Genomic DNA, 23,725 nt, shown 5'->3' with positions numbered 1-23,725 from the left:
GGTCTAAATATCCCCTCGGTTCTCAAAATCCGATTCCCAGTAGTTAAAACCGCGCTGATAGGAGGTCTTTTCGTAACACAGGCAGTACTTGGAAACCGCCGTAAGCTCGGCCGCGCCCGGCGGCACCATATCGCGCACCAGCTGCGGACAAAACTCGGTAAACTTGACCTCCATCACCAGCTTGCCGGGCTCCAGCACGGGCAGCGCGGGCAAGGTCGCGTCAAAGATATCAAAACTACCCACCGCGGCACGCACGTTCATGTCAAACGTAATGCGCACGGTGCCCTCATCCATCACCCACGGCTCGCGCTCGTAGTCCACGATGGTCCGCGGGCGCATCATGTTGCAGATACACTCGATGTAGAACTCGCGACAGAGTTGGTGCGGGCTCCTCAGCAAAAAGCCGTAGTCGCCAGCCAGAATCTGCTCAAACTCGCCGCGCGTGAGCGGCGCGTCCTCCTTGTAGATCCAGCTGCCGTACTTCTTTTTGCGCTCGAGCTTAATCACCCTGTCACTGCCGTTATAGATGCGCACGCGATACTTTTTGCGCATGAGAATACCGGCGTCTTTTTCCTCGTAGGCCGAGTTGCAGTAGTCGTCAAAGTACAGGCTGCGAATGGTGTAACCACCCGAGCGCGCATGCTTGTCCAGTTTAAAAACCGGCGCCATGCGACAGGCAAGTGCGGCGCGCTCGCCCTCGTTAATGAGATATTTGAGTTCGTGGCGGTAACGCTCCTGCGTGGTTCGCGCAGGAGGTGCCGCCAGGCGCTCAAGCAACGCGCTAGCCCTCCTCATACGTGTCCTCCACGACCTTACCGCCGTCTTGCACGTAAAAGCACTTCATGCCGTACTGCTTGCCATCGTCGGTCACATAGTAGTCAAACGCATCTTGCGTATAGCCGTCGGAGTTGGTGGCACGCACGCGCACAAAGTACTGGCCGGTATCGGGCGCATCGCACGTTACCTCCGGCAGCAGCACGTCCTCGGCCTTAAAAAGCACGTCATTGATGGCGTAGTCGCGCGCAAGCTCCACGGTATAGCGAATATCGCGCGCCTCAAAGTCGTACGCGGCATCCCAGCTCATGCGCAGCTTGCCGTTATCGATCTGCGGCACGCCAATGTAGAACGGCATGGGCTTTTTAAAGCTTTCGCAGTAGCTCTTGTAGTTTTCCTCGATCTCGGAGGGAATCGCCGCGGCAATCTGCTCGTATTCGTCTTTGGTAACGGGCAGTTTATCGAGGTCGGGCGCGGAAAAGACAAGCGACTCGGTCACTTCGCGGTAATGTTTAATCATCTTGGCCAGACGCGCCTCGGTCAGATACGAGCGCAAGTCCTTGATGGCACGGTCGAGTTCGCTGCGGAACGGCTTACTGCGCAACGCGCGGTTAAACAGCACGTTACCCCAGTAGTTGCTCACGCCGCGTTCCCAGTTCACAAAGTCCGAGAACCCCATCAGGCTCAGCTCAAGCTTACGCAGCATGCTGTCGTTATCCCAAGCCAAAAAGTACCAGGTATTGGAATTGAGTGGGCTGTACAGATAGCAGTTACGATTCTGCGTGTCGCAGTTGCCCGTCAGAATCTGAAACGCCAGCCAATAGACCAGGTTCTCGGTATCAAAGTAGGTGTCGAGCACGTCATCGATCTTTTGCGATTCGTCGTTGAGCGCATCGAGCATCTCGATGAGCTTGGTATGGTCCGAGTCGCCCTTAATCTCGAGCATGCCCTCAAAAGCCGCCTGGTTGTAGTCGGGTTCGTCGGCGAGTTTAATGGTGTCCTCGTAGCGATAGAACTCAAAGCTGTTCACCTTGTACAGGTGTCCATTCTTATCTAGGCCATGTGCCTTAAGCGCCGTCTTATTAAGCTGCTCTACCTGTGTAAACAGGCCGTAGTCCTCGAAGGTGTCGTTGGACTTTTCGGTCTGGTCGCACACCCACAGGTGCACAAACTGCGTGCGCAGGCCCATCATCTGGGGAATCCCGCGAATCAAATCGTAGGCCATCTTGTTTCGAAAGCGCAAACCCTCACCCATATGCTTGTTGAGCGCAATGGAACGCTGCTGACGCCAGGTACCCTTGCCCTTTTTGAGCTCCACCTTGTAATTCTTTTGCGTATAGGAGCTCGACGTCTGGCCGCGCACCTGCACGGTGGCATTGGGCGCTTCCTCGCCATAGCCAACCTCGCCGGCAACTGGGCCCTCTTCGTCGCCCGCCTGCAAAAGGCCCATAACCTGATAGCGCGCCACGCCCATGTCAGCATAGTCATACACCGAGTACGTGTTGATCTCGGCCCAGCTATGATCAGTGTTCTCGGAGCTGTTGCCGCGCGAGACCGTCAGGTACATGGTCACAATGCCCGAGTCGTCGTAGACCTCGTACAGCTCGTCCTTATCGCGGAGGTGCTTGGACTGGTCGGAGGCCTCGGCCTTTTTAATCTCGCCCTGCTTCTTGACCTTTTTGGTGGAGGAGTCCTCCTGAGTCGAGCAGCCCGAAAGCAACAGCGCACCGGTAGCCGCTTCAATCAGGCGACGGCGAGACATCATCCTATCGGTCATCAGAACCTCCCCAATGGTTGCGATACACACGGACCACCGTGCGTTCAAACGCGCCATGTGGCTCGCCCTTATGGCGGGCTTCCTCATAGCGCCGCTCGGCACGGTCGAGCAAGCGGCCCAGCTGTGTAAAGCGACCCGTCTTGTCGGTCGCCACCATGGGCTGCTGGCTCAGAATACGATACGGCAAGTTGGCAGTATAGGTATCGAGCCGCAGCAGCGCCACGATAAAAAACACCGCCGCACCCAACAAAAAGCCAAAGCCGTAAAACTGCTGCGGCAAAAGCAGCGACACGACAGTCGCCAGCCCCGCCACACCGGCAAACAGGCCCGAGGCCAGCACGGCCCCCTTGTAGTCGGTAAAGTACAGCAAGATGAGCATCACCGTATTGCCCACGGCATACAGGCCATAGCCCACGCATAGCGTGCGAAAATACCCGTGCATAAGACTGTTAAAGCCCAGCGGCAGGGCCGAGAGCACCGTGGTCTCGAGCGAAATGACCGCCGCCGTCACAAACAGCTGCTTGAGCGCGCAAAAGCGCAGCTCGCTGTTGAGCGTGGAGAGCATCTCCTCCTCGGCCACCACGATGTCGCCCACTACGCCGCCGTCGTTGAACAGGCTGTAGTAGTCGCGGTAGCGCGGATAAAAGTTGACCTCGACCGAGACCACAAAGTTGACGGTCGTGACCAGGATCGTCAAAAACGCGATGAGCGCCGGAACATCGTGGTAGGGCGCGCCATAAAACAAGCCCTTGACCTGCACGCCAATGGGGCCGGCCCAAATAATTACCAGGTGCGCAAAGAGCCCCAGGTTGGTAAACAGGCCCGTGAGCGCCAGCGGCATAAACTGATCGAGCCAGCGCAAAAAGAGCCAGGGGCTGCGGTCGCTCTGCGGAAAATACCGGTACAGCAGCACCACGTCCCAGGCGAGCATGACGCCGTAGCCCAGGGCGATTGACGCCAGTAGGCCCTCGACCGGCGGCAGCCCCAGCGCCAGCGCGGCCAGGGCGCACAGGCACGCCACGCCAATGGCAGCCACAAAGCTGCACAGAATGCCACGGTAGTCCTTAATAGCGGTGAGGTAGTTCATGCCGTTCCAGTTGACGATCATAATGTTGAACAGCCACAGGCACAGCAGCCCCTGCAGCAGTGTGGCGCCCGAAAACAGCAAAAAGACGCCGTAGAGCGCCGTGCCCGTAACCAGCATGATGGCGTTAGAACCCCAAAACGAGGGCAAGACCTCTTCTTCGCGCTCGGCGAAGAGCATGTCCGCCAAAAAGCGCGTGACGGGCATGGAGAAAAAGCTCGTGAGCGTGAGCGACGCCAGCAGCGTATAGGTCACCATGCACACCAGCAGATCCTGGTTGGCGCGGCCCACGCCCCGCAGACCGCACAGCACCAAGATGCCCACCTGGAGCAGCACGCCCAGCAGCATGGGGCCCGTGCACACAATGCCGGCGTAGCCATAGGCGCGCATCGTGGCAAACAGACCCTTGCGCCTAAACAGGCGCTTGAGCTCAAAACCGATTCCGGCCACCGGCTACTCCCCCTCTCTGGGCAAATCATACGCACGCGCCGTCTCGTCGTACAGCGCGCGATAGTTGGCGAGCATCTGCTCGTGCAAAAAGTACGTGGCAACGCGACGCTGGCCGCGCTCCCCCATCTCGATACGGCGGGCACGGCTTGCGCACATGCGCTCCATGGCATCGGCCAGGCCCTTGCGATACATAGGCGGCGTCACAAATCCCGCCACGCCAAAGTCGTCGCCCGGGGCGCCTTCGAGCAGCTCACGGCAGCAGCCCACCTCGGTCGTCACGCAGGGACGACGCGCGGCAAGCGACTCCAGCACGCTGAGCGGCTGGCCCTCGGAGATGCTCGTCAAAATGGTAAAGTCCAGCTTTTCCATGTACTCGACCACGTTGACGCGGCCGGTAAAGATCAGGTCGCGCACGCCCAGGGTATCGACCAGCGCATGGCACTCGGCGCCGTACTCCTCGTCGTCCACGCCGCCCATGATATGCAGGCGCACCTTAGGGACGCGCTCGTGCAGCTCAAAGAAGGCATAGATCATGGTCTTGACGTCCTTGATGGGCGCCAGGCGCACCACCGCGCCAATGTCAACCCAGCCGTCATCGGGCTTTAAGGGAATGTCCTTAAAGCGGTCGAACTGAATGCCATTGGGGATGACCAGGCATTTGTCCGCATCGCAGCCCATGTCGATCTGCGTCTTACGGGCGTTATGAAACAAACTGGTCACGCGGAAGGCGCGACGGTAGATCTCCTCCGAAAGCAGGTAGAAAAAGCGAATCCAGCGGTCCTTAAACGACGGCACCACCCAGTCGGCGCGAATGATCTCCTCCTCGCGCTCGCGCGTGTAGATGCCGTGCTCGGTGAGCAGCACCGGCGCATGGTGAACGCTTGAACCCAAGCAGGCGAGCAGGCCGCCGTAGCCGGTCGAGATGGCGTGGTACACATCGGCCACCGGCACCTCGCTGCCCAGCAGGTAGAGCACGGGCAGCAGCATGGAGCGCATGGTATGGAATGCGTCGGCAAAAGGCGTGTAGGGGTACTCGGCCAGGCACACGTCGCGAAAGATATCCATAAACGTTCGGCTCTGCAAAAACGAGAGCGGATGCACGCGACGACGCTGGAAGATATCGAACAGCATGTCCCAATCCGGATTGGAAAGCGACACCAGGCGGCGCAGCGCCTCGCGCTCGCGGTCGTTAAAGTCCGCCTCTTCCTGCTCGCCCGAAAGACGCAGGGCGTCGTCCAGAAACACCTCGTGCACCTCGACAACGTTGCCGGGCAGCTCGTAGACAAACTTGCCGCGGTCGGCCGCATGCGCGCCAATCACCCACAGCACAAACTCGTGCTCGGGCATGGCCTGTATATAGCCGTGCATCCAGGTGGACACGCCACCGTGCACATAGGGGTAGCAACCCTCGAGTACCAAGCAGATTCTCATTTGTCGCTACCCTCCTTGCGCGCAATGGTCACCGTCTTGTCCGTAGCTTTGACCAGGTACAGGTCGCCCGTCAGATGCGTAATCTCGCCACCCGTGACTGCTCCCGGCTCGCCGTTGTTGGCGCGGAACATGAGCCACGCCTCGTCGTGAAAATTGCCCAGGTTGAGCGTCCAGGCATCCGCATCTGTATCCACGCTCACCGTCACGGACGAAAAACGCTGGATGGCGCCCGAGCATTCCGAGCCGGTCTGGCGACGCAGGTCGGGCGCCGACTTGGTAAGCCAGTCCAGGTAGTCGGTCAGGCCGCCCTTGTAGACCTCCCAGCCTTGCCTGGCGCCGCGATCGGGATCGAGCAGGTCGTCCGGGTGCATAAAGTGCGTGCTCACGTAGTGCATGTTGAGCTCGGACACGGCAGCCAGGCGCATATAGGAATCGTCGACCATGCCGCCCGAGACAATGCGCGGCTGCTCCACGATGCCATCGCTCGCCACGCCAAACTCCTGCACGTACGGAAGATCCGTACCATCCTTAAAATACGTACTGGCGATGGTCTTAATGCGTGGCACGTCCTCGCCAATAATCTTGCGGGCGCGAGCCGAAAGGATGTTTGACGGCGGCACGTAGACCGAGCCGTGCGCGTTGGGCAGCACCTCGTCCTGAAAGGCGATAAGCTCGTTGAGCGATGCGACGAGTGTTTCCTTGTTCTTCCACGTCTTGTAGTCGTACAGCGTGCCATAGTCGGTATCCCAGAGCGCCAGCGGCTGATGGTTGTAGCCGTGAAAGCCCAGCTCTCCGCCCATCTGCAGCAGCATGCCGCCAAAGTAGCGAAACTGCGTGGTATCGGCCTGGTGCGCGGGCTCGGTCTGGTTGACCGCGTCCTCGTAGTTTTCGATCATCACGCCGGTATAGCGAATGCCGTATTTTTGCGCGAGCTTTTGCAGATCGGGCCACCAGACCTTGGCATAAAAGTCGGCGATGGAAAGCCCGTAGTCGCGCTTGATGTAGGTGCCGTCGCCCGAGGGCACGGGGCTGGGAAAGTCGTCCAGATAGAAGACGGCGCTGTTGATGACCGGGTAGGCCGTGGCATCGCCGAGCAAGCTAATCGCCGCGGCGTAAAAACCTCGCATGACCTTGGCGTAGACACCGATATTGCACACCACGGTGCGCCCGCTACCGCAGTCATTGGACCAAATGAGCGGGGCGCCCGCATCGCCGGTCTTAGCCCACACACGCGCCGTCTCGCGCAGCGAAACAGAAAGCGACGAATCAAAGGGGTCCGAGAGCTCGCAGCGCTCTCCCCCGCCCAGCATAAAGTCCTCGCTCGGCACAATGCTTTCGGCTTTTACATAGTCGTATCCGGCCGATTCAATGCCAAGCTTGGGAGCAATCACCTGCAGATAGCTCGAATTATCCGGCGGCATGGCGAGCATAAGCGAACCGCCGGCACTCACCCAACTCATAATATCGATCAGGTGCGTACCGAGCCCATCGAGCGACGGCATGAGCAAAATCACGCGATCGAAGGACGTCAGCGAGGGGATGGCATCCGCGCCGTCCAGGGCAAGGTCCACGTCGCGGTGCGCGATCTTCATGTCGAGCAGAATCTGGTCGAACTGCTCCTTTACGTCCTCGACGCCCGTCTGATCGGAATCGGTAATGATCAGGCACGTGGGCTTTTGACCAAATATTGCCGAGGAGGCCGGCACCGCATCGTTGGCGGCAAGCATCCCCAGCTTATGCTGGCCCGCACTGTACTGCACGCCGGCACGCTCCACCAGCAGCACGGCGGCCATGGCAATAAAGACCGCCCACACCACGAGCAGGCCCATCCAGCGAAAATGGCCCGCACGGTCGCGGATATGCTGAACCACGCTCATCGGGCCTCCTCCCCGTCGCGCCAAAAAGCCAGCTCCTCGCGGTTGGCGGCGCTCAAGTACACATGCTGTTTGTCGATCGCATCGATCACGCGGTGGACCTCGTCACCGTCGCGGCGCATCACGGCCAGGCGCAGGCAAAGCATCCAAACCTCCTGCTCCTCGGGCGCGTCGAGCACGAGCTGGTCGGTCACGGCCTGCGCCTCGTCGATCTGTCCGACATCGGCCAGCGCCGTCGCATACCGAATACGCAGCTCAAAGGTGTCCTCGCGCTCGCAGCGGCGCGCGAGCAGACGCGCGTACTGTTGACGCTGAATCTGAGCCACGCGCCCCTCAGCCAAACCCGAGTCTAAATACTCACCAAGAAAATCGCAGTATTCGTCGAGGTTTTGCGAGCTCGGGTCGGTCTTAAAGGCGCGCTCCAGCTGCTGCAGTTTAAGGTCGGACTCCTTGGAGATCTGCGCCACCGCCGTCGCGGCATAGTGCGCCACCTCAACGTCGTCGTTCAGCTTAGCCGCCTGCAGCTGCGCCAGGTACGCATCGGGCTCCTCGGTAAGCATGGAGAGCATGAGGCGGCGCCGGTCTGCCGGGTCGTTGACGATGAGCGCCTCCTCGAGCGGGATCACGCCCGCATCGGCTTCACGGTCGTGCACCAAGATGCTGCGATGCAGCTCGTCGTTAATGGGCAGCGACTCTAGCGTGGCGTCCTTAAGGTCCGCGCCAAACACGGCGCTACGCGTGATAAGCAGCACCACCAGCAGCGGTCCCCACAACGGCACGAGTACCATCACGGCCAGCATATGCCCGCGCACCGGCAGCAGGCCCAACTTCATAAGCGTCCACAACACCAGGCAAACCAGCGCATGAATCAGCAGCAAGACGGCAGCAACGACAAGCGAGATCAAGCGACATCCCCCTCACCGTCACCGGTGTCAGCGATGTGCTGCAGAAGCGCCACGATGTCCTCGCCGTCGACGGGCTCCACCGCAATCCGCTTCGCGCTCAGGCGCTCGCGGATAATGGGCAGGTCGCTCGCCTTTGCCTGGCGCATAAGCAGGTAAAGCACGTCACCGTCGACCAGGCCCGCCGCATCACTCTCGCGGATTGTCGACCCAATTGCGCCCACCAGCTCGCCGACAGGCTCCATGCCCGGCACCACGCGCAGGAGCAAAAAGCTGCCCATCTTGCCATCCGACAGCGCCTGCTCGGCCGCGAGCTCTTGACCAAAGGCCGCCTGCTTGAGCACGCACGTGCCATCGACGCAGCGTTTATCCTGCGCCACCGCCTCATAGTCAAAGGCACGGCCCAGCGCGCTTTCGACCAGGCCGCACAAGATGCGGAACAGGTTTTGGTAATAGAGCGTCATTTGGTTCTCGGCCGCACGACGCACAAAAATCAACACGGCGGGCGCCCCGTCGCGCTCGATCGTATATCCAAACATGGGAAGCCCCGGCGTCAGCTCGCGATTGACCCACAGGTTCGAACGACCCCCGCCGCCCAAAAGGGGTGCAAGTTGCTCAAGCGTGAGCGAGCGCGTGGCGTCTTCGGCAATCACGGGACTCGCCGCCACCAGACGTGCAAACGCCCCGCCCGAAACGTGGTAGATCGTCACCGAATTGTTTTCGAGAATCTCACCCATGAGCTCACAGCACTTGCGGTAGATGTCGCGCGGGTTGAGCACGTCGAGCTCTTGCGTCACGGCAAAGATCTTGCCAAAGCTATCGTGACGCCCCACAATCTGGCGCTTGTAGGTGCGCTTGTCCTCGATAGCATCGTGATAGAGCTGCGTGAGGAACGTATTGCGATTACGCACGAGCTCGTTTTGGTCGCGCTCCACCTTAATGGCCTCGTTGTTGCGCAGCTGCACGTAGCCGCATACGGCACCCACCACAAAGTACGCGATAAACGGCAGCCAGTTGGACGGCTCGTAAAAGAGGCCCTGGAAGGTATAGCCATACTGGGTAAAGTAGCTCACAGCCAACCCAACCGATGCCAGCAGCGCCGCAGCCAGACCAAAGTCCAAGCCATACAGCGTGCCGATGAGCACGACGTAGAGCAGGCGATAATCGAGCACGTTGAGCTGGGCAGATTGCGAGAACAAATACTCCAGCACCTCGAACAGGACCCAGGCGACGCCCGTCTCCAGGCATTTAATAGGCAGCGTGTGCATCTGGATGCGGTCGATGGCGGCGCGCAAGGGGCTGATCTTCCCTGCGCGACCAGCATCCCAGCGAGCATGAATGGTCGAAAGATCACGAAACGGGTCGTAGCGCTGAAACCAGCCATAGCGAACGCGAACGATGTCGCTGACGGGCAGGGCATAGCCGGCAGAATCGCCATAGGCAACTGAGAGCCCTGGGAACAGCGCCTTGAGGGCCTCGCCCACCTCACCTGACGTGTGATGGAAGGTATCGGCAACATCGAGCGTCTCAAAGGAGGCGTCCCAGCTGTCAAAGATGCGATGCACCAGCACCGCGAGTTCCTCGGCACACAGCAGCGGAAACGGCGCGTCCTCCGCACCCTGCAAAGCGACCGATCCGGTTGAGCACGCGTCAAATAGCGGCACCAAAAACGGGTCCTCCAGTGCGGCAGACGCGGTATACAGGAACGGCACGCGCAGGATCTTGGTTTGAACGCCCTCGCGAGCAGCGTAGTAGCGGCACAGGTCGTTGGCTGCGCGCGCGATAATGCCCTTGCCCGTTCGCCCCGTGGTATCGGCGGCACCCGCGGCACCCGAGGGCCCCGCCACATACAGCAGCTGGACCCGGCGACCCGCGCACGCACGAAAGACCGAGCGCAGCAGCTCGATATCGCCCACGATATCGGTATGCGGGGTAAGGTAATTGGATAGGTAGACCACCCGGTCGAACTCGTAGGCCTGCTCCAAGTGCTGGATGAGCTCATTCCACGAGGCATGGGGCGACGATTCATCGCGGCGCGCTTCCGCGGCAGCGACGACCTTAACGTGGTCCCCGGGGAACGCCTTGGCACAAAAGTCATCGTCAACATATGCGGTGTTGCCAACAACCAGCACCTCCATGGCGCACCCCTCCCCCTAATTCCATATTTGCCATAGTCAAACATGCGTATTGTACGCCGTCAACGCGAGCCGGGACGCCTTTAAGGCAGTTTTAAGAACATCTTTAGAGGATGAAAACCAAGCACCCTAAGGCAAAGGCACGATAAGAGACCACTCGGAAAACAACTTTTAGAGCAAATTGACCTAAATCTCCCGAACGACGAGCCCGCCCTCCAGTATGAGCTTGCGTGCGCGGTTGCTACTACGTCCAGCAATACCAAGCGAAGTGCCATAGTAATCAAGAAGGGCGAGTACCTTAGCCACCTCTGACTCGCGAACACCCTTGGCGCCGCATTGTCTGTTCCATCCCTTGCCCCTTAACTTGCGTCCGCGACACACACGGATGCAGGGGCGTTAAGAACAGGCTTCTCGCTCGCAGCTAGGCGCAGTCGCAAAAGTACAGATTTTTGAAGTGGGGTATGGAGATGTGCCCGCTCGCGCCGCAATTTGCGCAAGCTGGGAAAACGATCTGAATTTACCCGTATAACGAGCTTCGTCGAAAGATACGAAAAACTGTCCCTTTTTGCACAACAAAAAAGGCGACCGCCCGCGAGGACGATCGCCTTTATTAATTCTTGTATTGTTTGTGCTAGGCGCGAGTCTTAATCTCCTCGAGCACCTTGGCCACAAACTCGTCAACGCTCATCTGAACGGTCTCGTTGGAGCGATCGCGGACGGAGATGTTGCCGGCCTCGACCTCCTTCTCGCCCAGGATGAGCATATAGGGCACGCGGTCGATGCTGCGGGCCTCGCGGATCTTGTAGCCGATCTTCTCGTCGCGATCGTCGCAGACCACGCGAATGCCGGCCTCCTCCAGCTTGGCGCACACCTCGTGGGCGTAGTCGCGGCTCTTCTCGGAGACGGGAAGCGCCTTGACCTGCACGGGAGCCAGCCAGGTGGGGAACTTGCCCGCAAAGTGCTCGATCAGAATGCCAATAAAGCGCTCGATGGAGCCAAAGCACACGCGGTGCAGCATAATGGGGCGCTTCTTGGTGCCGTCGGCGTCCACGTACTCCAGATCAAAGTTGAGCGGCATCTGGAAGTCGAGCTGGACGGTGCCGCACTGCCAGGTACGGCCGAGCGAGTCCTCCAGGTGGAAGTCGATCTTGGGGCCGTAGAAGGCGCCGTCGCCCTCGTTGACCTCGTAGTCCATGCCCAGCTTCTCCAGAGCGGTGCGCAGGCCCTCTTCGGCGCGAGCCCAGTCCTCGTCGGAGCCCATGGAGTCCTCGGGGCGGGTGGAAAGCTCAACGTGATACTTAAAGCCAAACTTCTGGTACACGGAGTCGATAAGGTTGACCACGCCCACAATCTCGTCGGTCAGCTGATCGGGACGCACAAACAGGTGGGCGTCGTCCTGGTTAAAGCAGCGCACGCGGAACAGGCCGTGCAGGGCTCCGCGCAGCTCGTGGCGGTGCACCAGGCCAATCTCGCCGGCGCGGATGGGCAGCTCGCGGTAGGAGTGCGGCTTGGAGGCGTACACCAGCACGCCGCCCGGGCAGTTCATGGGCTTAATGCAGTACTCTTCGTCGTCGATGACGGTAGAGTACATGTTGTCCTTGTAGTGGTCCCAATGGCCCGAGGTCTTCCACAGCTGCTTGTTCATGATGAGCGGCGTGGAGATCTCCACGTAGCCGGCCTTGTGGTGGATCTCGCGCCAGTAGTCCAGCAGCGTGTTCTTAAGGATCATGCCGTTGGGCAGGAAGAACGGGAAGCCGGGGGCCTCGTCGCGCATCATAAAGAGGTCCATCTCGCGGCCGATCTTGCGGTGGTCGCGCTTCTTGGCCTCCTCCAGCATGTGCATATGCTCGTCGAGCTCTTCCTTGGTGGCAAAGGCGACGCCGTTGATGCGGGTGAGCATCTTGTTGTCCTTGTCGCCCTTCCAGTAGGCGCCCGAGACACCGGTGAGCTTAAAGGCCTTCAGGGCCTTGGTGTAGCAGATGTGGGGGCCGACGCACATGTCGATGTAGTCGCCCTGCTGGTAGAAGGTGATGCGGGCGTCGTCGTCCAGATCGCCGATGTGCTCGACCTTGTACTTCTCGCCGCGCTCCTCCATAAGGGCGATGGCCTCGGCACGGGACTTCTCGTACACGGAGAACTTGAGGTTCTCCTTGACGATCTTTTTCATCTCGGCCTCGATCGCGGGGAAATCGTCCTCGCTGATCTTGACGCCCTCGGGCAGGTCGACGTCGTAGTAAAAGCCGTTGTCGGTCGCGGGGCCGTAGGCAAAATCGGCCTGGGGGTACAGGCGTTTGATGGCCTGCGCCATGATGTGCGCGGCGGAGTGGCGGATGACGTGCGTGACCTCGTCCTGCGGGAGCTCGGCCACCGAACCGTCATTGTAGAGTGCCTTCATGGGTATGTTTTCTCCTCTCGGATGCCTTGTGCAAGTGCTGCTTGGCGCCGTGCAGTGTGCATTGCGCTTGCCGGCGCGTGCGTTTTGACTTGCATCATTATAGGCAGGTTACCTAGGTATACAAGCGCCCGCCGCACCTGAATGGCACGGCGGGCGAATTTCTACGCATGCTTCATCGCGTGGGGGCGGGTGCAGGGCGCGCGGCGTTCGCGTGGCGCGCGGCGTGTCCGTGGCTTGCGGCCGGCCCGGCGATGGATGCGCTACTGGATGCGAGTTCGGCAGTAGGGGCAGACCTTCCAGTGCGCGTCGAGCGGGCGATGGCAGCTGGGGCACACGTTGCGAACCTGGGTGTCGCACACCGGGCAGACCACAAAGTCCTTCTCGATGGGCGCACCGCACTGCGGGCAGGTGCCGTACTGGGCAAGCTGACGCTCGCGCAAGGCCATGTCCAGCTCCTGCTCCTCGCGGTCGGCCGCATAGGAGTGCGGGCGCAGGACCAGGTAGGCGATGAGGCCTACAAACGGGATGAGGGCAATAATGCCCCAGGCCACGTAGGCACTGGCGCCGCGGCGGCGGGCGTCAATAAACACATAGACGACCGACAGCACGTACAGGGCGATGATAAAGCCAACAAAGGCATAGATGACGCCCATAAGCTGCGGCGACATGAGCTCAGAGATGTACTTGGACATTACGGATACCTTTCGGGGTAGTTACAACTCGAGTTAGTGTAACACGGGGGTTAACGATTTGGCAGGTCGCAGGCATGGGCGGATAGAAACATCTCAATCTGTAACAGGTGAGAGCGGAATCCGGGTCCAGATGTTACAGAATTAGACAAACCGTTCTCTCCCCGACTACAATCTCAATCTGTAACATCTTGGCTCCAGAATCAGTCCCTACTGTTACAGATCAAGATGAACGGTGAGCCCTCCGTTAAATATCTCAATCTGTAACAACTAGGGGCCAGAAACCCTTCTATCTGTTACAGATCAAGACAAAGGAAAATGTCCAATCTCAATATCTCAATCTGTAACAACAACTCGGCAAAAACAGGTCGAACTGTTACAGATTTAGACATTCGAAACCGACTGATGGGTTCATCTAAATCTGTAACATCTAGACCCCAAAACGGTACCGAGATGTTACAGATCGAGACAGATGACCTCTCCCTGACTTTAAATCTCAATCTGTAACACATAGGACCGATTTTCTATTCTTACTGTTACAAATCAAGACAAACAGAGGGCCCGCCTGGCAAACGTATCGATCTGTAACATCTGGAACCCAACTCTTCTGCTTACCGTTACAGAACGAGACAAACCTTTGACAACAGGGGTGCCAGACGAGGTCACCGATTGACCTGAGTCTCCCCCCTCGCCTGCCGTTGGCGGATGCAGCGGGGCTGTTCGCCGCATTGCCGCTGCGCGGGGGATGCGCACACCGTAGGATAGCCTTATTGACAGCCTGTCAACTCGTCTTGGAGGCACTGTGACAGAAACGTTTGATATCGCGATTGTGGGCGCGGGCATCACCGGATGCGCCATCGCGCGGCAGCTCGCACGCTATGACCTGTCCATCTGCGTGGTCGAGGCGGCCAACGACATTGCCCTGGGCGCGTCGAAGGCCAACGGCGGCCTGGTGCACGCCGGCTACGATCCGGCGCCGGGCACGGTTAAGGCTCAGGTCAACGCCCGCGGCTGCGAGCTATATGGCACGTGGGCCCAGGAGCTGGGCTTTTTGTTTTGCCGCACCGGGTCCATGGTGCTGGGCTTTAGCGACCAAGACCGCGCGCAGCTGGAGCAGCTGCAAGGCAACGGGCTGGCAAACGGCGTACCCGAGTTGGCGATCATCGGGGCCGAGCGCATCCACGAGCTGGAGCCGCGCGCCAGCGCCCAGGCCACGTGCGCGTTGTGGTGTCCCTCGACCGGCTATGTCGATCCGTTTGAGGTCGCCATCGCCGCGATGGAGAACGCCGTAGCCAACGGCGTGACGTTTGTGCGCTCCGCACCGGTGGAGACGATCGAGGTAGCTCCCGGCGCTGGCGACAGGAGCGGTGACGGGACCGCTCGTTTTACGCTGGTGACACCGGCCGGTGATGTGCGCTGCCGCTATTTGATTAACGCAGCGGGCAACGGCGCCGCAGACATCTCGCATATGGCGGGCGCCGAGGAGTTCCAGATGGTCTGGCGCCAGGGCAACATTGTGGTGCTGGACAAGGAGCCGCGCGCACTCATGCCGCTCTACCCCGTTCCCACGCCGGTTTCCAAGGGCGTCATCGTTACGGGCACCGTCCACGGCAACACGGTGATCACCGCGACGGCCGCTGTGCGCGAGGCGGGCGACACGCAGACCTATGCGGGCGATGTCGACGCGCTGCTGAGCGGCGCGCGCAAGCTGGTGCCCGATCTGGATACGCGCCGCGTGGTGCGAGCGTTTGCCGGCGGGCGTCCGGTCATTAAGGGAACGAACGACTTTTTTATTGGACAGTCCGCCGTGGTGCCGGGGCTGTTCCAGGCGGCGGGCATTCAGTCGCCGGGCGTAGCGAGCGCTCCGGCCATTGCCGAGCGCATGGAGCAGGTGCTGCGCGAGGCGGGTGTGGTGCTGTGCCAACGTGGCGACTGGAACCCCGTCCGCCGTGCGCCGGACGACTTTGACCGCGCGCCGCTTGCGCGCAAGGAGGAGCTCATTGAGTCCGACCCCACGTGGGGGCAGATTGTCTGCCGCTGCGAGACGGTGCCCGAGGCCGAGATCGTGGCCGCGATCCGACGCCGCCCGGGTGCGGTTTCGGTCGAGGGCGTCAAGCGCCGCTGTCGTGCCGGCATGGGTCGGTGCCAGAGCGGCTTTTGCCAGAGCCGCGTGGTGCGGATTCTGGCCCGCGAGCTGGGCTGCGACCCCAGCGAGGTACCGTTGGAAGACGATGGCTCCTGGCTGGTAGAGGGACCGTTGAAGGGGGTGCGCTAGGATGGCGACGAGTATCGATATGGGTGCGGTATCGGGCGTCGAGTGCACTTTCGCAGATGCCGCCAGGGTATCAATTGCTGCCGGCGCCGTGCAGACGCAGGCGTTCGACGTAGTCGTTATCGGCGGCGGACCTGCCGGCATGGCGGCCTCACTTGCTGCACACAAGGCCGGAGCGCGCGTGGCCATCGTTGAGCGCGAACAGCACCTGGGCGGCATCCTGCGCCAGTGCATCCACCCGGGCTTTGGCCTCTCACACTTTAAGCAGGAACTGACCGGTCCCGAGTACGCACAGCGCTTTATCGACCAGGTGCGCAAAACCGATATCGCACTGTTCCTGGACAGTATGGTGATTGGGATCGACTCAAGCGAGGACAAAGTCGCAGGCGCGGGCGCAAGTGGCGCGGCGAGCGATGCCTCGGCACACACCGTCACGCTCATGAGCCCCGCCGGCATGTTGCAGCTCATCGGGAGCGCCGTCGTCCTTGCCATGGGGTGTCGCGAGCGCACGCGCAGCGAGATCAAGATTCCCGGCAGCCGCCCCGCCGGCGTGTTTACCGCCGGCCTGGCGCAGCGATACATCAACATCGACAACCTCAAGCCCGGCTCGCGCGCCGTCATTTTAGGCTCGGGCGACATTGGGCTCATCATGGCGCGTCGCTGCACGCTCGAGGGGATTTCGGTCGAGGGCGTGTACGAGCTTATGCCATACGCCAACGGCCTGCGCCGCAATGTAAAGAATTGCCTGGACGATTTTGGCATTCCGCTGCACCTGTCCACCACCGTCACACGCGTGATTGGGCACGACCGCGTGGAGGCCGTCGAGGTGAGCCAGGTCGACGAAAATCTGGCGCCCATTCCGGGGACCGAGCGCATCGTTCCGTGCGACACGCTGCTGCTTTCGGTAGGTTTGATTCCCGAGAACGAGCTTTCGGTAGGCGCGGGTGTTGAGCTTGACCCGCGCACGCGCGGCGCCGTGGTGGACCAGAGCCTGCAGACGGGCGTGCCGGGCATCTTTGCCTGCGGCAACGTGCTGCACGTGCACGACCTGGCCGACAACGTGACGACCGAGTCCGAGCGTGCCGGCGCAGCCGCGGCGACGTACGCGCTGGGGACCGGCGCGGATGTCGAAACGGGCGCTGGCTGCCAGCTCACGGTCTGCCCTGCCGGCATCGCCGGCTACGCGCTGCCGGGACGCATTACGGCCGTGGCACTCACCAGGCTCAACTTCCGCGTGCGCCGGCCGGTCGATGCCGCCCGCGTGCGCATTCTGGCGGACGACGAGGAACTGCTTACGGGCAAGGTCCGCGCGTTTAAACCGAGCGTTATGGAAAGCTTCCCGCTGCCGGCAAAGGTGATACAGCGAGCGCTCGACCTGGGTGCCAGCGAGATTATCCTTTCCGTCGAGCCCGTCGAGGAGGCATAGCCATGAGCACAAATGTGATCGAGACGCTACAGTTCAACTGCACCACCTGCCCATCCGAGTGCCTCCTTACGGTGGAAGTGGAGCGCGGGGCCGACGACCGCGTGGCGACGGTGCGCGCCGTGACCGGCAACAGCTGCCCGCGCGGCGATAAATTCGCACATCAGGAGCTCACCTGCCCCATGCGCGTCCTCACTACCACCGTGGCAGTATCAAGCGGCGACGAGGCACTGCTGCCCGTTCGCACGGCCGAGGCCATCCCGCTCGAACTCCATGCCCAGACCATGGACCTCATCCGCGGCCTAGTGGTCAAAGCCCCCATCCGCATGGGCGATGTAGTCCTCCCCAACCTCCTAGGCACCGGTACCGACCTCATCGCCAGCATGGACATCGACCCGATCTAAGCAGCTCGTTTGGGACGGTGCTCTTTTAGCTACCCCGCCATCCACCCCGCCCCTCCTCAATTGCGGTGAAATAATTCCCGATTTCCGCCAAAACCCCGGCATCAAGGAACTATTCCACCGCAACTTGCCTTGGGATCGGTATTTAGCTTGTGCCTACTTTAGTGCCATTTCAAAACTATGCCGGATTACGGGGCTGATTCGGAGACCCCCACCCATACCGGCAATTTTCGATTTTTGATAAGCCTTCTACCTGCGGTTTTAATTTCGCGATTTTTCCCATGGTCAAGTAGTACAGGTCCAGCCCCATAATCCGCCATAGTTTTGAAACCAGCCCATTTGGGACGGTACCTTATTGACTACTTTTACCTATCAGCTCGCATGTTTGACGCAGCTAAAATAGCCCCGTCCCAAATTGACTACCCTGGCATTGGGGATACCATGGTGGCAACCTAACGAAAGGACGATGTATGGCACATGTCGATGACCAGCGCGTGGCACGCGTGCTCGATGCGCTCGAGGCTCAGCACCCCGGCGCGCAGCTGCTCGTAAACGACCCGTGGTCGATTTATTACCTGACCGGCTTTTATGCCGATATGTTCGAGCGTTTTTGCGGCGTACTGCTCGCACGCGGTAGCGAGCCCGTGATCTTGGTCAACGCGCTGCATCAGTTGCCCGAGTATGAAAATGCCCGCGTCGCGTACCACACCGATACCGACGTCGTGGCCGACGCCATCGCTCGCGAGGTTGATCCGACCAAACCGCTCGGCATCGACACCGTCATGCGCTCCGGCTTCTTGATGCCCCTCATGGAGCGCCATGCCGCGAGCGAATTCTTCCTAGGCGATTTTGCCGTGACCGCCACGCGAACCTACAAAGACGCCGCCGAGCAGGAGCTTATGCGCGTGTCCTCGGCCGCTAACGACGCCGTGATGGCCGACGCGATCGAGCTCGTCCACGAAGGCGTGACAGAGCGCGAGATCGCCGACCAGATGCTTGGCCTGTATCGCAAGCACGATTGCGAGGGCTTTAGCTTTCCGCCCATCGTGAGCTTTGGCGCCAACGCCGGCGACCCGCACCACGAGCCAGACGATACGGTACTCAAGCGTGGCGACGTGGTGCTGTTCGACATTGGCGGGCGTCGTCGCAACTACTGCTCGGACATGACGCGCACGTTCTTTTGGGGCGAGCCGGACGAGGAGACGGCACGCATCTACGACATCGTGCGCCGCGCCAACGAGGCCGCCGAGGCGCTCATCGCACCGGGCGTGCGTATGTGCGATCTGGACCGTGCCGCGCGCGACGTGATTGAGGACGCGGGTTATGGCAAGTACTTTACGCACCGTCTGGGACACTCGATCGGCCTGCAAGACCACGAGCCGGGTGACGTCTCGCTCGTCAACGAGCAGGCCGTGGAGCCGGGCATGACGTTTTCCATCGAGCCGGGCATCTACCTCCCCGGCCGCACCGGCGTCCGCATCGAGGACCTTGCCCTGGTCACCGAGAGCGGCGTCGAGATCCTCAACGCCTACCCCCACGATCCGGTCCGCCTAGACTAGGCAATGCGGCAAAGGGACAGCCCCTTTGCCGCATCACATGAATGCCGCCACGAAATGGGCCTATCTACTACGTTTAACCCGCATGGGGCGACCATGCGGGTATTTTTTGAAAATTGGCAAGCCTTCTACCTGCGGTTTTGATTTTGCGATTCTCGGCATGGTTGAGGGTAGCCGGTCAAACGTAGTATATAGGCCCATTTCGTGGCGAGCAGGCAAACTAGCTACCCTGCGGAAGGGATCTAGCGGAGCAGACCGGCAACTTCGCCGGCCAGGGTGATGGTGCCTGCTGCTATGAAGGGCGCGCCTGCGGCCTCAAAGGCTGCGAGGGCCTCGGACACGCTGGGGTACACGCCTGCGAGCTTATCGGAATCCACCAGGGCAGCAAGCTCCTCCGCCGGCAGGGCGCGATCGGAATCGGTCTGTGTGACGACCACGCGCGGGAAGGCCGGGATCAGCACGTCGACGATACCCGCCACGTCCTTGTCTGCCAGCGCGGCGCACAGCAACGTGGGTCGATTCTCTACGCACGGATCGATCTCGTCCAAGGCGCTCACAAAGTTCTCGCAGCTCTGGGGGTTATGGCAGGCGTCGATCAGCTTGAGCGGATCGGTTCCCAACACATCAAAACGGCCCGGCGTGGGGCAGCCCATAAGCGAAGCATCAAGCGCCTCGTGGTCGAGCTCGCGACCCAGATACCCCTCGCAGAGCATAATCGCGCACGCGGCATTCTGCGGCTGATACGCCGGCTTAACCATGCTCGACGTATAAATCGCACGCGGCGTGGTACAGCTAAACTCAACCGTATCGCCCACATGCGCCGGCACCTTGGTCGTGGTGTGGCTCACCACCAGCGGCACCACACCACACTCGCGACAACGGGTGTCCATAACGCGCTGAACGCTCGGCTCATGCGTGCCCTCGCCCAGCACAACCAGGCGTCCGGGCTTAATGACGGCGGCCTTCTCCCCCGCAATGGCCTCGAGCGTATCGCCCAGAATGCGCGTGTGGTCGAGTCCGATGCCCGTGATGGCAACGGCAACGGGATCGGTCGCGCTCGTGGCGTCCCAGCGACCGCCCATGCCGACCTCGAGCACGGCGACATCCACGCGAGCCTCGGCAAACACCACAAGCGCGGCGGCCGTCAGCAGGTCAAACGGCGTGATGGTATAGGCACGCTCCCCCGCCACCACGCGGCGCGCATTCACTCGATGCCCCGCCTCAACAGCAGCAGAAACGCCACGGGCAAACGCCTCATCGCTCACGACGTGCCCATCGACCTCCATGCGCTCGGGATAGCGAACAAGCTGCGGCGACGTATAAAGCGCAGCCTTGAGCCCCTCGCCGCGAAGGATAGCAGCCGAAAAACGCGTCGTCGAAGTCTTGCCATTGGTACCGGCAACCTGAATGCAATCAAAGTACTCGTCCGGCCGCCCCAGCTCATCGAGCATATCGACAACCGTCTCGAGCAGAGGACCAGCATCCCCAGAAATCCGCCCCGTATCGGCAGCAAGCCCCACAGCCTCATCAAACGAAAGCAAATCAAACTCAAAAGGAACGGTATACAAGCCAGAACGCTTAGGCATTTTCAGAACCGCCATTCATAGAAAAATAAAACAGTATAGGTTGAGGATAGTCAGCGAAAACGCCTCTGATGAGCCAAGGTGCCGTGAAACAAAGGCGCATAGGGCTTATGCCCATGCGCCCGAAGTTGAACGGCAGATTGGCCATCAGAGGCGTTTGCAGCGTCGAGTCAGCCGCCGTTCGTTAGAACGGCGGAATAGGTGTCCCCAGCGGAGAGCAAAGCATCGGGACGCACCCCCGAGTAAACCTTACGAGAAGTCAGCAACCTGAGCAGTCAGTGCCTCCAGGATCTCCTGGAGCTCAGCTGCACGGTCCCTCTTCTTCTGGACCACCGCGGGCGCGGCCTTGGCCACAAAGCCCTCGTTGGCGAGCGTCTTCTCGCAGCCGGCGAGCTCCTTCTGGGCCGCGGCAATCTCCTTCTCCAGACGTGCCTTCTCGGCCGAAAGGTCAACCTTGCCCTCGAGCACCACAAAGACCTCGACGCCGCTGTCGACCACGGCGATGCTCGCAGCCGGCTTCTCAACATCGGTACCCATGACCAGCGAGGCGGTATTGGCCAGCGGCTCGATGGTCGAGCGCAGGCTCTCGAGCTTCTCGATGTCCTCGGCACCGGCACGCACGACCACGTCGAGCTCGGCCTTGGGGCTCAAGCGATAACGCGAACGCGTGGCACGGGCGGCAGAAACGACGGTGCGACACAGCTCAAACGCGCGCTCGGCGTCCTCGTCGACATACTTGACATAGTCGGCAGGCTCGGGCCACTTGGCGATCATGAGCGCCTCGGCACGGTCCACGTTGCCCTCGGCGTCCAGGTCGAGCACGCTCGCCGGCATGTTGTCCCAGATCTCCTCGGTGACAAACGGCATGAGCGGGTGCATCAGGCGAATAGAGGTATCGAGCACAAAGATCAGGTTTCGCTGCGCCTGCAGACGGCCCTCGCCCTTCAGGCGCGCCTTGGTGACTTCGACGTACCAGTCGCAGACCTCGTTCCAGAAGAACTGCTGAACACCGCGGGCCATGTCGCCAAAGGTGTAATTCTCGATGCCCTCGGTAACCATCTTGACGGCCTTGGCCAGACGACTGAACATCCAGGCGTCGGCCGGCGTCTCTACGACAGGCTCGCCGGGCGTGTAGCCCTCCATGTTCATAAGCAGGAAGCGGCTGGCGTTCCAGATCTTGGTCACAAACGACTTGGCCTGCTCGGTACGCGGGCTGTCGATAAGCTTCTTGGTCTTCTTGTCGATGTTCGCGTCAAACTTGACGTCCTGGTTGTTGGTGCAGAGCGTCAGCAGGTTGAAGCGCATGGCGTCGGCACCGTACATGCCAATGAGGTCCATGGGGTCAACGCCGTTGCCCTTGGACTTGGACATGCGGCTGCCGTCCTTGGCAAGAATCGTCGGGTAGATGACGACGTCCTTAAACGGCACCTCGTCCAGGAAGTACAGAGAGCTCATGACCATGCGGGCGACCCACAGCGCGATGATGTCGCGCGCGGTGACGAGTGCCGTCGTGGGATGATGTCCCTCGAGCAGCTCCGGCTTTTGGGGCCAGCCCTGCGTGGCGAAAGTCCACAGCTGCGAGCTGAACCAGGTGTCCAGCACGTTCTCGTCCTGATGCACGTGATGACCGCCGCACTTAGGGCACACGTCGGTGTCCTCGGTAAGGGCATCCTCCCAGCCGCAGTCCTCGCAGTAGAACACGGGAATACGGTGGCCCCACCAAAGCTGACGGCTGATGCACCAGTCCTTGAGGTTCTCCATCCAGGTGGTATAGGTCTGCGTCCAACGCGCGGGGTGGAAGGTCACCTTGCCGGAGTTGACGGCATCGAGCGCCGGCCCCTTGAGCTTGTCGACGGCCACAAACCACTGCTCGGACAGCCACGGCTCCAGTGCGGAGTCGCAACGGTAGCAGTGCATGACGGAGTGATCGTGATCCTCGACGTGATCGAGCAGGTCGTGCTCCTCAAACCACTTGATGACGGCCTCGCGGCACTCCTCGCGGGTCATGCCGGTAAACTCGCCGTAGCCCTCGACGACCACCGCATGCTCGTCAAAGATGTTGATCTGCGGCAGATCGTGGGCCTGACCCATGGCGTAGTCGTTGGGGTCGTGGGCCGGGGTGACCTTGACAAAGCCGGAGCCAAAGTTGGCGTCGACATGCCAATCCTCAAAGATGGGGATCTCGCGGTCGACGATGGGGAGCTTGACGGTCTTACCCACAAAGGCGGCCTTCTCGGGGTCCTTCGGGGAGACAGCCACGCCCGTGTCGCCGAGCATGGTCTCGGGGCGCGTAGTGGCGACGACGATGTAGTCCTGGCCGTTGACCGGCTCGGTCAGCGGGTAGCGCAGGTGCCACAGGTGACCCTTCTCGTCCTTGTACTCGGCCTCGTCGTCCGAGATGGCGGTGGTGCAGTTGGGGCACCAGTTGACGATGCGCTTGCCGCGGTAGATCAGGCCGTCGTGGTACCAGTCGCAGAACACCTTGCGCACGGCCTGGGCGTAGTCCTCGTCCATGGTAAAGCGCTCGTTATCAAAGTCGACGGAGCAGCCCATACGCTTGATCTGCTCGACGATGATGCCGCCGTACTCGTGGGTCCAATCCCAGCAGGCGTCGACAAACTTATCGCGGCCGATCTCCAGGCGGCTGATGCCCTCCTCTTTAAGCTTCTTGTCGACCTTGGTCTGCGTGGCGATACCGGCGTGGTCGGTACCGAGCACCCAGCGGGTGGACCTACCGCGCATACGGGCCATGCGGATGATGGCATCCTGGATGGAATCGTCGGTGGCGTGACCCATGTGGAGCTTGCCGGTCACGTTGGGAGGCGGAATGGTGACAGTGCAGTCGCCCACGCCCTCACGGCGCTTGTAGTAGCCGCCGTCGAGCCACTTCTGCAGGATCGCCGGCTCGTTGGTCGACGGATCGTAGTTTTTGGGCATTTCTTCCATATATCTCTCCCGTCCCACCGGGGAGGAATGTAG

At 60.8% G+C, this 23,725-nt stretch carries 15 protein-coding genes; 4 read left to right on the top strand and 11 right to left on the bottom strand.

Annotated features, from left to right (window positions below):
- Positions 1 to 3 precede the first annotated feature (3 nt).
- The 9 genes from FYJ40_RS02280 to FYJ40_RS02240 all read right to left on the bottom strand — a co-directional run bounded on the left by FYJ40_RS02280 (position 4) and on the right by FYJ40_RS02240 (position 13,514).
- Complete coding sequence (locus tag FYJ40_RS02280; RefSeq protein WP_154515401.1) at positions 4 to 795, bottom strand: polyphosphate polymerase domain-containing protein; 792 nt, start codon at positions 793 to 795, stop codon at positions 4 to 6.
- Complete coding sequence (locus FYJ40_RS02275) at positions 782 to 2,551, bottom strand: CotH kinase family protein (protein WP_154515398.1); 1,770 nt, start codon at positions 2,549 to 2,551, stop codon at positions 782 to 784. The genes FYJ40_RS02280 and FYJ40_RS02275 overlap by 14 nt, the downstream gene beginning before the upstream one ends.
- Complete coding sequence (pelG, locus tag FYJ40_RS02270) at positions 2,541 to 4,085, bottom strand: exopolysaccharide Pel transporter PelG (protein ID WP_370450565.1); 1,545 nt, start codon at positions 4,083 to 4,085, stop codon at positions 2,541 to 2,543. The genes FYJ40_RS02275 and pelG overlap by 11 nt, the downstream gene beginning before the upstream one ends.
- 3 nt (positions 4,086 to 4,088) lie before the next feature.
- Positions 4,089 to 5,516: a GT4 family glycosyltransferase PelF gene (pelF, locus tag FYJ40_RS02265; RefSeq protein WP_154577078.1), complete on the bottom strand. Its 1,428-nt coding sequence runs from the start codon at positions 5,514 to 5,516 to the stop codon at positions 4,089 to 4,091.
- Entirely contained in the window at positions 5,513 to 7,393 is a 1,881-nt protein-coding gene (locus FYJ40_RS02260) for a DUF2194 domain-containing protein (RefSeq protein ID WP_154515395.1), read from the bottom strand. The genes pelF and FYJ40_RS02260 overlap by 4 nt, the downstream gene beginning before the upstream one ends.
- The gene (locus FYJ40_RS02255) at positions 7,390 to 8,295 is read right to left on the bottom strand and encodes a hypothetical protein (protein ID WP_154515393.1); all 906 of its coding nucleotides are present in this window, start codon (positions 8,293 to 8,295) and stop codon (positions 7,390 to 7,392) included. The genes FYJ40_RS02260 and FYJ40_RS02255 overlap by 4 nt, the downstream gene beginning before the upstream one ends.
- Positions 8,292 to 10,430: a DUF4118 domain-containing protein gene (locus FYJ40_RS02250; protein WP_154515391.1), complete on the bottom strand. Its 2,139-nt coding sequence runs from the start codon at positions 10,428 to 10,430 to the stop codon at positions 8,292 to 8,294. Before FYJ40_RS02250 ends, FYJ40_RS02255 begins: the two co-directional genes overlap by 4 nt.
- A gap of 628 nt (positions 10,431 to 11,058) precedes the next feature.
- Positions 11,059 to 12,822 (bottom strand): threonine--tRNA ligase, encoded by a 1,764-nt coding sequence (gene thrS / locus FYJ40_RS02245; RefSeq protein WP_154515389.1) that lies wholly within the window; start codon positions 12,820 to 12,822, stop codon positions 11,059 to 11,061.
- 260 nt (positions 12,823 to 13,082) lie between these two features.
- Positions 13,083 to 13,514, bottom strand: a complete 432-nt coding sequence (locus tag FYJ40_RS02240) for a zinc ribbon domain-containing protein (protein WP_006234085.1) — start codon at positions 13,512 to 13,514, stop codon at positions 13,083 to 13,085.
- A 799-nt stretch (positions 13,515 to 14,313) separates the two neighbouring features.
- On the opposite strand from FYJ40_RS02240, the gene FYJ40_RS02235 reads away from it, so the two are divergent.
- The 4 genes from FYJ40_RS02235 (at position 14,314) to FYJ40_RS02220 (ending at position 19,166) form a co-directional block, all read left to right on the top strand.
- Positions 14,314 to 15,786, top strand: coding sequence for an NAD(P)/FAD-dependent oxidoreductase (locus tag FYJ40_RS02235; protein ID WP_370450564.1), 1,473 nt, complete (start codon positions 14,314 to 14,316; stop codon positions 15,784 to 15,786).
- Position 15,787: 1 nt separating this feature from the next.
- Positions 15,788 to 17,209 (top strand): NAD(P)/FAD-dependent oxidoreductase, encoded by a 1,422-nt coding sequence (locus FYJ40_RS02230; RefSeq protein ID WP_229770627.1) that lies wholly within the window; start codon positions 15,788 to 15,790, stop codon positions 17,207 to 17,209.
- A 2-nt stretch (positions 17,210 to 17,211) separates the two neighbouring features.
- Entirely contained in the window at positions 17,212 to 17,610 is a 399-nt protein-coding gene (locus FYJ40_RS02225; protein ID WP_154515385.1) for a DUF1667 domain-containing protein, read from the top strand.
- 467 nt (positions 17,611 to 18,077) lie between these two features.
- Positions 18,078 to 19,166 carry a Xaa-Pro peptidase family protein gene (locus FYJ40_RS02220; protein ID WP_154515383.1) on the top strand — a complete coding sequence of 363 codons (1,089 nt, stop codon included), beginning with the start codon at positions 18,078 to 18,080 and terminating at the stop codon, positions 19,164 to 19,166.
- A gap of 239 nt (positions 19,167 to 19,405) precedes the next feature.
- On the opposite strand, the gene FYJ40_RS02215 is transcribed toward FYJ40_RS02220, so the two are convergent.
- Positions 19,406 to 20,749, bottom strand: a complete 1,344-nt coding sequence (locus FYJ40_RS02215; RefSeq protein WP_154515381.1) for a folylpolyglutamate synthase/dihydrofolate synthase family protein — start codon at positions 20,747 to 20,749, stop codon at positions 19,406 to 19,408.
- Between the two features lie 246 nt (positions 20,750 to 20,995).
- Positions 20,996 to 23,692, bottom strand: a complete 2,697-nt coding sequence (locus tag FYJ40_RS02210) for a valine--tRNA ligase (protein ID WP_154515379.1) — start codon at positions 23,690 to 23,692, stop codon at positions 20,996 to 20,998.
- Between the last annotated feature and the right edge of the window lie 33 nt (positions 23,693 to 23,725).

Origin of the sequence: Collinsella sp. WCA1-178-WT-3 (M1) (assembly GCF_009696325.1) — a bacterium.
Classification (GTDB): Bacteria; Actinomycetota; Coriobacteriia; order Coriobacteriales; family Coriobacteriaceae; genus Collinsella.
Note: the sequence above shows the minus strand (reverse complement) of the source record. Positions and strands in the feature narration are given on the sequence as shown.